The following is a 15439-nucleotide window of genomic DNA, read 5'->3' on the forward strand; positions in this document are numbered from 1 at the left end:
CATAAAGTGCCGTTAATCTTTTACATTGAAAATAATCTGTCCATCTTCAGTTAAGAAATAATCTTTTCCTGCTAACTTCTTTATATAATCATCGTCGTTCAACTGCTTAATCTCCGTATTGAGGCTTTTCTCTTTCTTCTCAAGCTTCGTTAATTCTTCTGTTAACTGCTTATGTTCTGCTTTCTTCTCTTCAATAGCTGACTGCTGTGAAAAAAGCTTTACAGTAATAAAGATACTAAAGATGAGAGCAAAGATGCCAAAAACAGTGAGACGCCTAATAAGTCCAACACGGCGACGACTTTTGGAATCCAGTTGTTTTTGTTGGGTTTCCACATGGCTTGAAGGTAGCGAGGTTACATTTTTACTTTTTCTTACTCCCACGTTCACTACTCCTCCTTTTTCCGTTTCCAGAACAGCAAATACTGTTTAAGCCCAATTGTTATATTCTTGATTTTTACGGAAAATCCTTTTAAAGATTGAAAAAAACGGTAACAAAATTGTTGGACTGAAGTCGGCAACATTCTCCAAATGATTCTGAGAAGCCAAGCTAAGGGGAATAAGAAAATCTTCAACACGGTAAGTGTTACAGTGAAAAGAAGATTACCTACATAAAGTACGATGGCAATAAGAGTCTGGATAATGAACCATATTGGTTTAACAACAAGTCCTTTTATAAGTCGAACGACAAATAAGTATAGAGAAACGACGGCTCGTACAAGAAAGGTTAACAGCGATTGATACGGTTTCTTAAATAAGCTTTGATATGCGGCAAACCCACATAACAGGGCAAGAAAAATATAGAACCGTAGCTCCCCTTCATTTACAACGAACAATACATAGAAGATAAGAACGGCTTGCAAAAGCCAAAATACAATATCATGGCAAAATACAATCCAGCGAGAAACTAACTGTCGATTAAAGAAAAAACGATACGTATCAATGGCAGCCCCAAGGTATGATCCTGTGAGCGCCATTGCTACCATCGTATAAAACTGAACATTTAGGGTCATCGGAACAGCTTGCTAAAGAATCCTTTAGCTTTCTCCGACTGGTTTGCTTCTAGATACACTATATCAAAAATTTTACCTTTAATCGATACGATTCCCTTATCTACATCTAAGTTCTTCATTTGTAAATTTTGTCCTCTTATTGAAAGAAAACCCATTACCGTCTCAAGCAAGAATTCTTCTGTATCAAAACTCTCCACTTGCTTTACACCTGTAATATCAAGAAGTCTACGGCCTTTCATCACTATATCGTGGTTGGGTGCACTTGTATCCTTTGTGCCCCCTGTCATATCATGATATTGATTCATTGTCCCCTCACCTCATCTAATGAATTCATGAGATCCTCACACGAGTCTTTTCACATTAGGTATATGAGGTGGAAGAGCTATTTAGAACAAGCCTACTTTCTTTCTGATGTATACTCTTCTTTTACAATTGTGTAAAGAGAAGAGGCTTCTTCTTTTTTAGCTGTTTCTTGAAGTGCATTAATTTTTACTGTCACTTCTTTTGTGCCAAATTTAATCTTTAATACATCATTCTCTTTTAATTTCGTACTAGCTTTTGCTTCTTGGTCGTTAACAGTGATACGACCTTGATCTGCCACTTCTTTTGCTAACGTACGACGTTTTATTAATCTTGATACTTTAAGAAATTTATCAAGTCTCATCTTACTCACCTTTCTATCTATAAACCTTTTTTCTTTGCTTCATTCCAGAACTCATCAAGCTGCTCAAGAGAAAAATCTCTAAAGTCCGCCCCTCGTTCTTTTACCCGTTCTTCAATATAATTGAACCTATTTATGAATTTTGCATTGCTTTTAGCCAAGGCTACTTCAGGATCGATTTTATAATAGCGAGCCACATTAACAATGGCCGTCAAAATGTCACCGAACTCTTCCATCATTTCTTCGGTCACTTCTGTTGATTTTTTAACTTCTTGTTTAAATTCTTCGAGCTCTTCTTGTACTTTATCGTACATCGGAGCAACATCATCCCAGTCAAAGCCCACTTTAGAGACTTTTTTCTGGATATGATAAGCCTTTAATAGTGAAGGCATTGATAATGGAATTCCGTCTAAAATAGACTCACGATCTTGCTTCTCTTGTTTTTTTATTTCTTCCCAATTTGTTAACACATCTTCCACATTATTTGCTTCTTTCTTGCCAAAAACGTGAGGATGGCGACGAACCATTTTGGCAGATATGCCTTCAATCACATCATCAACAGTGAACATGCCTTCATCTTCTCCAATTTGAGCATGTAGCATTACTTGAAGAAGGATGTCTCCGAGCTCTTCTACAATATGATCATCATCCCCATTATCAATTGCTTCAATGAGCTCGTACGCTTCCTCTAACACATAAGATCGTAGTGATTCATGTGTTTGCTTCTGATCCCACGGACAGCCGTCAGGACCCCTTAATGTTGCAATAATAGAGCGGAGTGTTGGAAACTGTTTGTACAACACTTCTTCATCTTTTACAGGAGGTATGTAAAGCGTCAAAAGATTATCAACCTCTCGAATATGATGATCAAGTTCGTATAACTGCACTTTTTGAACATTTTCGTTCTGACTTCCTGCTGACCTTACAATATAAACGGGATACTCGTTAGGAAGTTTCTCCATTAGAACAAGTTTTACATCTGAAGCAACAAATCCATCATAGACTTGAGCAATGATTACATGTTGTGTAACTTGAATTTCGTCCTTCTTTAGGCTTGTTCCATCAAGAAGTTGAAAGCCTTCGATAGGATCTATTTCCACTGCCGTAAATAACGGATCTAAAAAGCTTTGGCCTCCGCTAATTTCAATTTCCACTTCTTTCTCTTTCCCTTTTTGCAAAAGAAGCTGTACAGTCTGTTCTGCAACCATCGGATGGCCTGGTACAACGTATAATACATCTTCTTTTGCAGCTTTTTCAATTAAGACATTTGAGATATGTTCATATACTTCTTCAAATGTCTTAAACGCTTCATAACTATCATCGAAGGATTGGAAAGTAATGCCCTCTGCTTCTAACTGAGAGACGAGTGGATGGTGCTTTGTTCTAATATATCCTTCTTTTGTTCCTTGAAGAATTTTTAATGTGCCAATTGTAAGTTGATCATAGTCACCTGCACCTAGACCAAGTACTGTAATCTTTTTTGCCATTTTATCACCTTTCTTATCTCTTCCGTCCTAACTTTGCAAGCTTGCCTCCAAGTGGAAGCATTGCAAGCTCCTCTAATGTAAACATCCCCATCTTCAAAATTGTACTCATATAAACTAGACCTCCAAGTACAACACTTGTTAGGGCAACTAGTGCATGTTGATTTCCTTCATCTCTCACTATAACTGGCCATAAGAGTTGATAAACTATTAGAACAACCGCCATAACCAATAATGCTTTCAACACTGTATAAAGTGAGGAAAAAGAAAGCCGTGGAAGCACACGAATAACCCGCAAATACGTTACATTTCCAAACGTAATGAAAGCAAAGCACATCACAGAAGCAAATGCAGCTCCTTTTGTTCCGAAAGAAGGAACTAACAATTCGTTTAATTGCCACTTAACAATGATACCTATGAGCACTGAGAGAGCTGGTATATAGACTCTATTCATCCCTTGAATAATAGCTGAGCTTGTTGCAGCTAGAGTTGTGAATGCCACTGTAATACTTAATATAGCAAGAACATCAGAGCCTCTGTAATCTCCATAAAGCATAGCATTTGTTGGTTTAATAATAAGACATAAACCACCAGCTGCTCCAAAGCCAACAACCGTTCCTACACGTAGAGCTAAGCTTGCCTTATACTGAAGAAGCCTTCGATCCTTTTGTAGAAAAGCTGTTGAAATAACAGGAACAAGGGATAAAGAGAAAGCCGTGCCAACAACCGTTCCAAGTTGAATAAGAGGCAACCCTCTATCATATACTCCCTTTAACACTTTAGCCGTAATCTCATCAATTCCTCCTGAGGTTAGCTCGCCATATAGTGTAAATGAATCAATAAGTTGCATAAACAAAAGACTCATTCCGCTTAAGCAAACCCAAAACCCTTGAGAAACTAATTTCCTTATAATTCGAAAAGAGCCTAACAGACGCACTGATCCTACTTTCTCTCTCCTTAATCGAAGGACAAAGGAAAGTAAAACAATTAGTGCTGCTCCGCTGCCGATTAATGAACCTAGTATAGCAGCAGCCCCTACATCGTAAATACTTTGTCTTGTTTGGATGAAAAGATACACAAAAAGCAAGATACATCCTACTCGAACGAACTGCTCCGTCACTTGTGATAGAGCGGTTGGAAACATATTATTCTCACCTTGATAATATCCTCTAATCACGGCCATGAATGGAATAAACAAGTAGGAAAGAGATACAAGTTGAATAAGGGGAGTAAGCCCTTTGTCTTCCATTGCTCCGGCAATATAATCAGCTGTTGTATATTGAAAAAGAGCAAGAAACCCACTAAATAGGAGGAGAAATACAAAGGAAACTCTAACAACTTCTCTTCGTTCTCTCTCTGAATTTTGTTCTGTTAACAATTTTGAAATGACAACAGGAAAACCAAATGTACTTAAGAACACAGAAATGCCGTAAAACGGATAAATTTGTTGATAAATATAAAATCCAATATCACCTGATAAGTAGTGATATGGAATACGATATACAGCACTTAACACTTTAGTAATGAGCCCTGAAATCGTAAGGATAATCGCTCCATTCCAAATCATTGAAGAACGAATTTTGTTTTTTCTTTTCATATCGTCTACCTTCTTTAACCCATTTACAACACCTGTATTATATCACGCTACTTTCTATTATGCTCTATATCCCTTCACCTAAAAAAAGAAGAGATACCCAAGCAGCAGAGTGCTTGTTGATATCTCTTCTTTCTTTTATACGCTTAAGTATCTGGTTTATAAAGATAGATAAAAATAAGTAGACCTTTACTAATTATTGTTCCATTTGACGAGAAAGGAATCCAGCTGCTGTCTGAACAGCCTTGTGCTCAATTTCTGAGACTGTTCCTTCTTTTGAGAAGATAACGACAGCTCCAATTGGGTCTCCATTGGCAATAATAGGTCCAATTGTATATGACGATACTTTTTCTTCATGACCATCTGCAAGCTCAATTGTCTTCTCTTCTGTAACAATAGTAGAACTACGATTTTCCATTGTTGTCTCAAGAAGCTGGCCTACACTTTTGTTCAGATAATCCTTTTTAGATGCTCCTGCGATTGCAATGAAGTAATCTCGGTCACAAACTAAGATTGGGTTACCTAAACTGTCATATAATGCTTCAGCGTATTCTTTCGCGAAGTCACTTAATTCGCTGATTGGTGAGTATTTCTTTAAAATCACTTCACCATCGCGATCAACGAAAATCTCTAGTGGATCTCCTTCGCGAATCCTTAATGTTCTTCTAATTTCTTTTGGGATTACAACACGCCCCAAATCATCAATTCTGCGAACTATACCTGTTGCTTTCATGAAACAAAGCCTCACTTTCATAAGATGATGAATAATTGGTCATGGTTGAATTTATCACCAATGTTGAAGTTAGTATCCTTCACATATTAACTTCTATACGCAAATAGTTGGTTTTTTTTATAAAAAGCGACGTTTTATACGATTTTATGCCACATTTAGTCATTACTACCCCATTATGGAGTGTTTTGAACAGAAAGACAATCGTTGTTAACATAATATTGGCTACTTGTAATATTTTAATTTTAATGTCATATTTGTCATTAATGTATCATTCTAGAAAGTGTGCTTTGTTCATAAAAAGTTAGACAGATTTCACCTTTTGTTCTTTTCGAACATCTTTTAGATTTTTTACGAATTTCAAAATCATCGGAAGCCATTCAGCTTCTTTTAGACGGTTAATATTTGCTACAACTTTGACACGGTTTCCTTCCATACCAAACCCCATCATTCGTCCAAACTCATTTCCTAACTGAAATAGCTTCTGTCCATCAATCTCGGCACTTGCCTTCTCCGTTAGGAGAATAGAGATTTCTGTCTTAGATTGCATAACAGATTCTACTCCATTCTCAGCTGCGTACACTTTCATTTCAGCAACTTTAAATAAGTAGCCCACTTCAGCAGGATAATCACCAAAGCGATCCATCATTTCTTCTTTCAAATCTTCAAGATCTTCGAGACTTTCAATCCCGCGGAATCGTTTGTACATATCAATTTTCATTCTACCGTCTACAATATATTGATCTGGGATGTAGGCATCAAGGTTAATATTAATCTCAACATCCACTTTCTCTTCTTCCCCGCTGCCTTGTCTCTCTTCAATTGCTTCTTTAAGCATTTGTGAGTATAAATCAAAACCAACAGAGTCAATAAAGCCATGCTGTTGGGCTCCTAGTAAGTTCCCTGCTCCACGAATGGATAAATCACGCATTGCAATCTTAAATCCAGAACCAAGCTCCGTAAACTCTTTAATTGCTTGCAGTCTTTGCTCAGCTACTTCACTTAGAGCTTTGTCTTTACGATATGTGAAATAAGCATATGCAACTCGATTTGAACGACCAACACGTCCGCGTAGCTGATAAAGCTGTGAAAGTCCCATACGATCTGCATCATGTACAATCAATGTATTAACATTTGGAATATCAACACCTGTTTCAATGATAGTTGTACTCACTAAAACGTCATATTCTCCTTCTAAGAAACTTAACACAGCTGCTTCAAGCTCCGTTTCATTCATCTTACCGTGCGCATAAGCAACACGTGCATCAGGAACAAGGTTTGAGATTTCTTCTGCTTTACGCTCAATATCTTCTACACGGTTATAAAGGAAGTACACTTGCCCATCTCTAGCAAGTTCACGTTCAATTGCTTCCCTTACAAGTGGAGGGTTATATTCAAGTACATAAGTTTGCACAGGAAAACGGTTTTCAGGAGGTGTTTCAATAACAGATAAATCGCGAACCCCAAGCATCGACATATGCAATGTTCTTGGAATTGGCGTTGCTGTCAATGTTAGAACATCAATATTAGCTTTTAGCTGTTTTATTTTTTCCTTATGTGTAACGCCAAAACGCTGTTCTTCATCAATAATAAGTAGCCCTAAATCTTTATACTTAATATCTTTAGAAAGCAAGCGATGTGTTCCAATCACAATATCTATAACCCCTGATTTTAGTCCTTTTGCTGTTTCTTGTTGCTGCTTTCTTGTTCTAAAACGGCTTAAAAGGCCAATGTTAATTGGATAGTCTTGAAAACGTTCACGGATTGTTTCATAGTGCTGCTGAGCTAGTATTGTAGTCGGCACAAGAAAAGCCACTTGTTTTCCCTCATGAATGGCTTTGAATGCTGCTCTTATAGCAACTTCGGTCTTTCCATATCCAACATCTCCACAAAGAAGGCGATCCATAGGACGGATGCGTTCCATATCTTTCTTCACTTCCGCAATTGAGCGCAGTTGATCTTCTGTTTCTTGATATGGGAAAGATGCCTCAAACGCACGTTGCATATCACTATCAGGAGCAAATGGATATCCCTTACTTGCTTCACGTTCTGCATAAAGTTTAATAAGATCATCTGCGATATCTTGAACAGATGCCTCTACTTTACGCTTCACTTTCTTCCAATCGTTACCGCCCAATTTATAGAGCTTAGGCTCTTTGCCTTCAGAACCAACATATTTCTGTACTTGGTCAATCTGTTCAACAGGTACGTATAGTTTATCTGTGCCTTCATATCGGATGTTCAGATAATCTTTGTGAAGACCGTTGATTTCTAACGTTTCAATGCCTAGATATTTACCAATTCCATGATTTACGTGAACAACATAATCACCAACATTAAGCTCTGAATAACTTTTAATTCGCTCTGCATTTGAAAGTTTTTGACGTCTCTTTGATTTTTTAACACGCTTCTTAAATAACTCTTCTTCTGTAATCACAACAAGCTTCTGCATTGGGAGCTCAAATCCAGACTGTAAATCACCTTCTACAATTTGAATTGTGCCTGGAATGAGCTGTGAATCTTCTTTCAAAATAACAGAGTCAAGATCATAGTCGCGAAGAACAGACTCCAGTTTATCTACTCGTTCCAAAGTTGGACCAAGTACAACAATCGTAAAGTTGTTTTTAACCCAACGCTCAACTTCTCCCTTGAACAAATTCATCTGCCCGTGAAACTGCTGCATTGCTTTAAAAGAGATATTTACAATGTTTTGCGGACTTGTATTTGGAACATGTTTCAAAAATAATGACATATAGATAAATGGCGCTTTATGCTTTTGAAGAAGGGTTGCCATGTTGTGAGAAAGCGGGACGTCATGTACAAATTCTCCAACCATAAGCTGATTTGTAACCCAATCAGCTTCATCTTTCTTTAACTGTTCTGATGCTTCATGTACTCTTGTAATTTCATCGAAGAACACAGCACCATTTTCAGGTAGGTAATCTAGTAAACTAGCTGCTTCTTCATAAAGAAGATGAAAATATTTTGAGACATCATCAAAAATCTGCTTATTTTTAAGCTGTTCAATCTCATATTGAACTTTTTCAACAAGCTGCTCTTTTACAGTTTCATCCTTCACTTTCTTTAAAGTTTTCGAAAGAGCTGCTTCTAGTGACTTTGCACCTTGAATAAGCTGTTCTTCTGTAAGAAGTAATTCTGTCGCAGGACCAATTGTAATGCTCTCTAGCTTATCTACTGAACGTTGCTCTTCAGCTGTGAAAGTTCGAATTGAATCTACCTCGGTATCAAACAATTCAATTCTGACTGGATTTTCTTCTGTAAGAGGGTAAATATCAATAATGCCTCCGCGTACGCTAAACTCTCCTGGTGTTGAAACCATTGAAGCTCGTTCATAACCAAGTCCGTTAATCTTTGCAATAGCATACTCTACATCAATGTCTACACCAACTTGAAATGTAAGCTGATTTTTATTCCAAACTGACTTAGGTGGAAGAAGCTGCAATATCCCCTGCAATGGAGCAACAACAACTCCTTTTTCTTCCCTGTTCCAGAAGTTTAACACTTCTAGGCGCTGTGCTCTTAATTCAGGACTTGCCGTACCAAATTCTGAAGCAAGTACGTCGTTTACAGGATAGAGAAATACGTCTTGTTCAGGCAACAGATTTGTAAGATCATCATGTACCTTCTGTGCTTGATATAAGTTATGGGTTACAACTAAAAGAGGCCGTTTCCCTTCCTCTTTTTCATAGAGACTTGCCATCAATACTGCGCGTGCAGAACCCGAGATCCCCGTAACAAGCTGCTCTTTAATTCCTTCTTGGACTCCATTTAAAATTCCTTCGATTTCTTTATGATGCTCGAAGTGTCTCTTTAATCCTTGCAACATCGTCTCCTCCTCTTTAAAACAACGTAACTCAAATAGAAAATGCTTTGGTATATTACAACCAAAGCGTATTACTGTATAAATGTTGAATACTGATGAAAATCTGGATTTCGTTCTAAAGCTTCTTGGCAATCTTCACAAATTACATTCACTGACATACTTCCGTCTTCTGCATATTGAATGAACGAAGTTCGTTCCTCATTTGTTAAATGATTAAATCCTAATTTCTCTGTATCAACGACTTTTTCCTCTAACGTACCTACTTTATGTCCGCAGTGTCTGCATACATAGTGAATAGACATAAAAGGTCCTCCTAAGTATTTTACCCTTAGTATGGACATGTTCTCTATATCTTATTCTATTAGCTATTGTACGTGTTCATAACATTTAAAAACGGTTCATTTAGCCATTTCTCACAAGCTAGGACAGAACGTTCCATAGCTTCCTTCATGCTTATCATCTCATCATCTGTGAATCGGCCAAGAACATAATCAACAACTTTCATATTTGTTTGAGGGCGACCAATTCCAACACGAACTCGTTTGAATTGATCAGTGTGTACGTGCTGAATAATGGACTTAATTCCATTATGACCTCCTGGGCTGCCCTTCTGCCTTAAACGAATTTTACCTGCTGGTAAATCTAGATCATCATAGATAACAACAATATCTTCAATCTCCACATCGTAGTAATCCATAAGTGGACGAAGAGATTCGCCAGATAAATTCATATATGTAAGAGGCTTTAACAAGCATACTTTTTCGCCTTGAACATGCCCCATCCCAAACATTCCATTAAACTTTGTTTGATTCAAAGGAATATTGAAATGATCAGAGAGTTCATCAACAATCATAAATCCAATATTGTGGCGTGTACGCTCATATTGTTTCCCAGGGTTCCCTAAACCTACAATCACTTTCAACTTTTGGTACCCCTTTCACCTGTTATTAAGTTTATTGTGCTTCTTTTATTTTAGCACAAATTGGCTCTTTCCACACAAGTAACTAACCATTTCTCTTTTAGCTGCAGTTACTTGTTCATAGCAAAAGACGTAACCATCAAAAGGTTACGTCCTGTACTTTTATTCTCCATCTTTTGCTTCTTCAGTTTGTTCTGTCTCTTCTGCCGCTGTTTCATCTTCAACTTCCTCTACTTGTCGAGGAGGAAGTACAGAAGCAATTGTTTCTTCTAAGTCTTCATTTGTAATTTCGTACTTGCCTTCTTTTGGGATGTCCGAAATTGTGATAGAATCGTTGATGCCTAAATGAGACACATCTACTTCAATCACAGACGGAACATCATTTGGAAGAGCCCGAACTGAAATTTCGTTTAATGCTTGTGATAACACTCCGCCATCTTTAACTCCTGCTGGCTCTCCCACAAGAGAGATTGTCACTTCTGCATCTACTTCTTCTTTCATGTTTACAACATAAAAGTCAGCATGTACAACTTGATCTTTTAATGGATCAACTTGAACATCATGTAGCATTACAGGGAACTTATCTTTCTCAACAACAAGTGTTAATACACCGTTTCGACCTACTTCACGCATTGTTTTAATGAAGTCTATAGAATCAAGAAAAATAGACTTTGAATTTTGATTATATCCATATACAACAGCAGGGACACTGCCATCTTCACGTAATTTTCTAGTTGCTGAACGTTTTAAATCTTCACGTACGTGTGCTTGTAATTGATTACTCAATCTACTTCACCTTCCATGTTTTAGTTTCTCTTTATTTGTGTACAGTATTAGAAATACCCTTTTTTAAAGATTGCTAAACATAAAAGGTAAAATACAATTACAAATCAATCAAAAAGTGTACTAACAGATTGATCTTCGTAAACGCGAATAATTGCTTCTCCAATTAGAGGTGCAACAGATAGCTGTGTTACTTTATCAATTTTCTTTTCATCTGTAAGTGCAATAGAATTTGTAACAACAAGCTCTTTGATTTTAGAGTTTTGGATACGATCAATCGCAGGGCCTGAAAGCACTGGGTGTGTACAACAAGCATAAACTTGTGTTGCTCCTGCTTCTACAAGTGCATTTGCAGCAAGTGTGATTGTACCTGCTGTATCAATCATATCATCAATTAGGATTGCTGTTTTTCCTTCAACTTGTCCAACAATGTTCATAACTTCTGCTACGTTTGGACGTGGGCGACGCTTATCAATAATCGCAATCGGAGCTTTTAAGCGATCTGCAAGCTTTCTTGCTCTTGTTACACCGCCGTGATCTGGAGAAACGATTACAATATCATCTAACTCTTTTCCTTTAAAGTACTCTCCTAGGATAGGCACTGCCATAAGGTGATCAATTAAGATGTCAAAGAAACCTTGAATTTGAGGAGCATGTAAATCAAGTGCAATCACGCGATGCGCTCCTGCTGTTTCAAGAAGGTTTGCTACAAGCTTAGCTGTGATTGGCTCACGAGCACGAGCTTTACGATCTTGACGAGCATAACCATAGTAAGGGATAACAATTGTGATTGTTTTAGCTGCTGCACGCTTAAGTGCATCAATCATAATAAGAAGTTCCATTAGTCGTTCGTTAACAGGTGCACTTGTAGACTGAACAATAAAAACATCACAGCCGCGAATACTTTCTTCAATGTTAACTTGAACTTCTCCATCACTAAAACGAGTAACTGAACATTTCCCTAGCCCAACTCCAATTACTTTAGCAATTTCTTCTGCTAAAGCAGGATTTGAATTTAAGGAAAAAACTTTAATTTTTTCAGAAGTATAATCTCTTGACATAATAATGAGTACCCTCCGTTAGGACTTTTTGTTATTTATTTTATTTGCGTAATCTTCTTTATTCACTTGTTTCGCACGAGCAATAGATAGTGCTTCGCCTGGTACATCATCTGTGATTGTTGAACCAGCCGCTACATACGCTCCACTTCCTACTGTAACAGGAGCAATTAAGTTAGAGTTGCACCCAACAAAAGCACCGTCTTCGATCTTGGTTAAGAATTTATTTTTTCCATCATAATTTACAGTGATTGAACCACAACCAAGGTTCACATCTTTGCCAACTTCTGCATCACCAATATAGCTTAAGTGAGAAGCTTTGCTTCCTTTACCAAAAGTAGATTTCTTAATCTCTACAAAATTGCCTACACGTACTTCATCACCAATTAAAGATTGAGGACGAATATGAGCAAAAGGACCAATATTTACTTTATGACCTACTTCACTATCGTGCACAACTGATTGACGAATTGTTGTTTCTTCACCAATTTGGCAGTCTTTCAACTCAGAGTGTGGTCCAATAACGCTGCGTTCACCAATTGATACTTTACCATTAATTACAACGCCAGGTAATAGAACTGTATCACGGCCAATTTCTGCATCAGCTGAAATATATGTGTTTGCAGGGTCTTGAATTGTAACCCCATTTAACATATGTTTCTTATTAATACGCGCGCGCATTGTAGCTTCTGCTTGTGAAAGTGCATAGCGATCGTTAACACCTAGTGTTTCCGCAAAATCATCTGTTTGATATGCTAACACTTTTTCACCTTTTGATTGAAGAATCTCAATAACATCGGGTAAGTAATATTCTCCCTGAACATTATCATTTGATACTTGAGAAAGCACAGAAAATAAGAATTCATTATCAAAGCAATACGTCCCAGTATTAATTTCACCAATTTCTCTCTCTTGCTCTGTTGCATCTTTGTGTTCCACAATCTTTAAAACATGACCTTCTTCATTGCGGACAATACGACCATATCCTGTTGGATTATCCGTGTGTGCTGTTAGAATTGTTGCTTTTGCTTCGTTTTGATCATGATAATTTAGAACAGCTTCAATTGTTTCGCTTGTAATAAGCGGTGTGTCTCCACAAACAACAATTGTTGTTCCTTTCTTATCTTTCAAAACTGAATCTGCTTGCATTACTGCATGAGCCGTTCCAAGCTGTTCTTCCTGTAGTGCATAAAGGCTACGATCACCAAGCTGTGTTTTCACCATTTCTGCACCATGCCCAACAATTGTTACAATGCTGTCAAGGTTTAGGGTTCTTAGCTGATCTACAACATGTTCAACCATAGGTTTCCCACATACAGGGTGCAACACCTTGTAAAGAGATGATTTCATCCTTGTTCCTTGCCCAGCAGCCAATATAACCGCATATCTATTTGTCATAATGGACCTCCAGTTTGTCCTTTTTATCCATTAAAAATATATCTTAAATATGAAGGTATTTCAAGAAAACGATGAAAAGTACATATTTTTTACAGAGTTTTTTATGAAGAAAGGGTTTACAAGAAGATTTTGGAGGAAAAAAACCAAAAATAAGAGCCTATAAATATAGGCTCTTTTTAAATATCATTATGAAGCTCCTGCTTCTTCAAATTCAACTTCTAGTTCACCTAATCGGTGATATTCTGCTAAAACAGCATCTTGAATTTTACCTCGAGTAGTTGAGTTGATTGGATGGGCAATATCACGGAACTCTCCATCTGGAGTGCGTTTGCTTGGCATAGCTACAAACAATCCGTTATTTCCATCGATGACTCTAATATCATGTACTACGAACTCGTTGTCCAATGTGATTGAAGCGATAGCTCGCATACGTCCGTCTGTGTTAACACGGCGTAATCTTACGTCAGTTACTTCCATCCTGTTCACCACCTTTTCATGAAGCTTTACCATAATAATTCCACAGAATTTTCTAATCTCCTTCTCTTCTACAAAAATTTTTCCTAAAAATCAGAAAAAATAGATCATTATCTTTTATTATTTTAAAAATAGATGGATTTTTCTTCTTTTCAAGGTGATAAAATAGAAAAACTCCCCACAAATTGTAATTTGTGGGGAGTTTTTCTTTACTTTCTTACTTTACAAGAGCAATAACTTCAATTTCAATTCCTACTCCTTTAGGAAGATTCGCAACTTCTACACAAGAACGAGCTGGTTTATGTTCAGCAAAGTAGCAGCCATACACTTCATTTACAGCTTGAAAGTCATTGATATCATCTAGAAAGACCATTGTTTTAACAACTGTATCAAATGAAGCTCCTGCTTCTTCTAGAATTGCTTGAAGATTTGCAAAGACTTGCTCTGTTTGCTCTTCAATACTTCCTTCAACAAGGGTTCCATCTGCTCTCAATGGGATTTGTCCTGAGCTATAAAGCATATTATTTACAATAATTCCTTGTGAATATGGTCCAATTGCTTGCGGTGCTTGATCTGTTTGTATGTAGCGCATACGTTTTCCCCCTCAGGTTTCTTATGAATAATATTGAAAGTAATTGCCTTCTGTTACTCTTACTTGCTTTCCTCTTGTATCAACATCACAAAGTTTCACAAGAGAGATATATTCATCAACAAGACGTTCCTCAATGTCTTCTGATTCGACAAGAACGCCAATGCCTTCAACTGTAGCCTGAAATTCTTCAAGCAAGCTTATCATTCCATTTACAGTCCCGCCTGCTTTCATAAAATCATCAATAATAAGAACGCGAGACCCAATGCTTAAGCTTCTTTTAGCAAGCAGCATTGTTTGAATGCGCTTAGAAGATCCTGAAACATAATTAATGCTCACTGTTGAACCTTCTGTTACTTTACTATCCTTACGTACAATTACAACAGGTACATTTAAATATTGAGCAACAGCATATGCAAGCGGAATTCCTTTTGTAGCTACGGTCATTACAACATCGATATCTCGATTCGCAAAAGTCGAAGCAAATAAACGTCCAATTTTGTTTACAACTTTTGGGTTACCTAAGATATCTGTTAAATATAAGTAGCCACCTGGAAGTAAACGTTCAGGGCTTTCAATCATTTCGCACAAATCATCAACAAAAGCTTTCGCTTCTTCTTTTGATGTTTTTGGAATGAATTTCACGCCTCCCGCAGCTCCTGGAAGCGTAATCAATGTTCCGATGCCTTGCTGTTCAAAAGTTTGTTTAACAATAACCATGTCTTCACTAATAGATGATTTTGCTGATTTATACTTATCGGCAAAGTATGTTAATGGAATAAGCCGTCTTGGATGCTGAAGAAAATAATGAGTCATATCAATAAGTCGTCCACTGCGTCTAAACTTCATCTCTTCCTCCTAAAATCCGTATGTTTTAAAGTAAATATAACACTAT

16 protein-coding genes are annotated in these 15439 nt (G+C 37.2%); all 16 read right to left on the reverse strand.

The features are described 5' to 3' along the window. Positions 1-12 precede the first annotated feature (12 nt). The 16 genes from BM012_RS23005 to purR all read right to left on the reverse strand — a co-directional run bounded on the left by BM012_RS23005 (position 13) and on the right by purR (position 15393). Entirely contained in the window at positions 13-381 is a 369-nt protein-coding gene (locus BM012_RS23005; protein WP_061803144.1) for an FtsB family cell division protein, read from the reverse strand. A gap of 5 nt (positions 382-386) precedes the next feature. Continuing rightward, positions 387-1010 (reverse strand): spore cortex biosynthesis protein YabQ, encoded by a 624-nt coding sequence (yabQ, locus tag BM012_RS23010; RefSeq protein ID WP_061803143.1) that lies wholly within the window; start codon positions 1008-1010, stop codon positions 387-389. Continuing rightward, on the reverse strand, positions 1007-1315 hold the full coding sequence (gene yabP / locus BM012_RS23015) for a sporulation protein YabP (RefSeq protein ID WP_019395113.1): 309 nt from the start codon (positions 1313-1315) through the stop codon (positions 1007-1009). Before yabP ends, yabQ begins: the two co-directional genes overlap by 4 nt. 92 nt (positions 1316-1407) lie before the next feature. Continuing rightward, a complete protein-coding gene (locus tag BM012_RS23020) occupies positions 1408-1674 on the reverse strand; it encodes an RNA-binding S4 domain-containing protein (protein ID WP_061803142.1) in 267 nt (88 codons plus the stop codon). Between the two features lie 17 nt (positions 1675-1691). Next, complete coding sequence (gene yabN, locus BM012_RS23025) at positions 1692-3158, reverse strand: bifunctional methyltransferase/pyrophosphohydrolase YabN (RefSeq protein ID WP_061803141.1); 1467 nt, start codon at positions 3156-3158, stop codon at positions 1692-1694. A gap of 13 nt (positions 3159-3171) precedes the next feature. Then, a complete protein-coding gene (locus BM012_RS23030; RefSeq protein ID WP_061803140.1) occupies positions 3172-4752 on the reverse strand; it encodes a putative polysaccharide biosynthesis protein in 1581 nt (526 codons plus the stop codon). 193 nt (positions 4753-4945) lie between these two features. Then, a complete protein-coding gene (gene spoVT, locus BM012_RS23035) occupies positions 4946-5482 on the reverse strand; it encodes a stage V sporulation protein T (RefSeq protein WP_019395117.1) in 537 nt (178 codons plus the stop codon). A 301-nt stretch (positions 5483-5783) separates the two neighbouring features. Next, entirely contained in the window at positions 5784-9323 is a 3540-nt protein-coding gene (gene mfd / locus BM012_RS23040; protein WP_082802503.1) for a transcription-repair coupling factor, read from the reverse strand. Between the two features lie 71 nt (positions 9324-9394). Further along, the gene (locus tag BM012_RS23045; RefSeq protein ID WP_046218470.1) at positions 9395-9625 is read right to left on the reverse strand and encodes an anti-sigma-F factor Fin; all 231 of its coding nucleotides are present in this window, start codon (positions 9623-9625) and stop codon (positions 9395-9397) included. Positions 9626-9684: 59 nt separating this feature from the next. Further along, on the reverse strand, positions 9685-10245 hold the full coding sequence (gene pth / locus BM012_RS23050) for an aminoacyl-tRNA hydrolase (protein WP_061803138.1): 561 nt from the start codon (positions 10243-10245) through the stop codon (positions 9685-9687). A gap of 159 nt (positions 10246-10404) precedes the next feature. Continuing rightward, on the reverse strand, positions 10405-11028 hold the full coding sequence (locus BM012_RS23055) for a 50S ribosomal protein L25/general stress protein Ctc (RefSeq protein WP_061803137.1): 624 nt from the start codon (positions 11026-11028) through the stop codon (positions 10405-10407). Positions 11029-11132: 104 nt separating this feature from the next. Then, positions 11133-12086 carry a ribose-phosphate diphosphokinase gene (locus tag BM012_RS23060; RefSeq protein ID WP_019395122.1) on the reverse strand — a complete coding sequence of 318 codons (954 nt, stop codon included), beginning with the start codon at positions 12084-12086 and terminating at the stop codon, positions 11133-11135. Positions 12087-12104: 18 nt separating this feature from the next. Continuing rightward, positions 12105-13481, reverse strand: a complete 1377-nt coding sequence (glmU, locus tag BM012_RS23065; protein ID WP_061803136.1) for a bifunctional UDP-N-acetylglucosamine diphosphorylase/glucosamine-1-phosphate N-acetyltransferase GlmU — start codon at positions 13479-13481, stop codon at positions 12105-12107. A 186-nt stretch (positions 13482-13667) separates the two neighbouring features. Next, positions 13668-13958, reverse strand: coding sequence for a septation regulator SpoVG (spoVG, locus tag BM012_RS23070; protein ID WP_019395124.1), 291 nt, complete (start codon positions 13956-13958; stop codon positions 13668-13670). 214 nt (positions 13959-14172) lie between these two features. Next, positions 14173-14547 carry a RidA family protein gene (locus tag BM012_RS23075; RefSeq protein ID WP_061803135.1) on the reverse strand — a complete coding sequence of 125 codons (375 nt, stop codon included), beginning with the start codon at positions 14545-14547 and terminating at the stop codon, positions 14173-14175. A gap of 21 nt (positions 14548-14568) precedes the next feature. Continuing rightward, positions 14569-15393 (reverse strand): pur operon repressor, encoded by an 825-nt coding sequence (gene purR, locus BM012_RS23080; RefSeq protein ID WP_019395126.1) that lies wholly within the window; start codon positions 15391-15393, stop codon positions 14569-14571. Between the last annotated feature and the right edge of the window lie 46 nt (positions 15394-15439).

The organism is Priestia endophytica DSM 13796 (genome assembly GCF_900115845.1).
Lineage (GTDB): Bacteria > Bacillota > Bacilli > Bacillales > Bacillaceae_H > Bacillus_I > Bacillus_I endophytica.

Excerpts from the sequence above, each read along its gene's own strand:
- yabQ (WP_061803143.1), bottom strand. The coding sequence starts at position 1,010 with ATGACCCTAAATGTTCAGTTTTATACGATGGTAGCAATGGCGCTCACA.
- yabP (WP_019395113.1), bottom strand. The coding sequence starts at position 1,315 with ATGAATCAATATCATGATATGACAGGGGGCACAAAGGATACAAGTGCA.
- BM012_RS23020 (WP_061803142.1), bottom strand. The coding sequence starts at position 1,674 with ATGAGACTTGATAAATTTCTTAAAGTATCAAGATTAATAAAACGTCGT.
- yabN (WP_061803141.1), bottom strand. The coding sequence starts at position 3,158 with ATGGCAAAAAAGATTACAGTACTTGGTCTAGGTGCAGGTGACTATGAT.
- BM012_RS23030 (WP_061803140.1), bottom strand. The coding sequence starts at position 4,752 with ATGAAAAGAAAAAACAAAATTCGTTCTTCAATGATTTGGAATGGAGCG.
- spoVT (WP_019395117.1), bottom strand. The coding sequence starts at position 5,482 with ATGAAAGCAACAGGTATAGTTCGCAGAATTGATGATTTGGGGCGTGTT.
- BM012_RS23045 (WP_046218470.1), bottom strand. The coding sequence starts at position 9,625 with ATGTCTATTCACTATGTATGCAGACACTGCGGACATAAAGTAGGTACG.
- BM012_RS23060 (WP_019395122.1), bottom strand. The coding sequence starts at position 12,086 with ATGTCAAGAGATTATACTTCTGAAAAAATTAAAGTTTTTTCCTTAAAT.
- glmU (WP_061803136.1), bottom strand. The coding sequence starts at position 13,481 with ATGACAAATAGATATGCGGTTATATTGGCTGCTGGGCAAGGAACAAGG.
- spoVG (WP_019395124.1), bottom strand. The coding sequence starts at position 13,958 with ATGGAAGTAACTGACGTAAGATTACGCCGTGTTAACACAGACGGACGT.
- BM012_RS23075 (WP_061803135.1), bottom strand. The coding sequence starts at position 14,547 with ATGCGCTACATACAAACAGATCAAGCACCGCAAGCAATTGGACCATAT.
- purR (WP_019395126.1), bottom strand. The coding sequence starts at position 15,393 with ATGAAGTTTAGACGCAGTGGACGACTTATTGATATGACTCATTATTTT.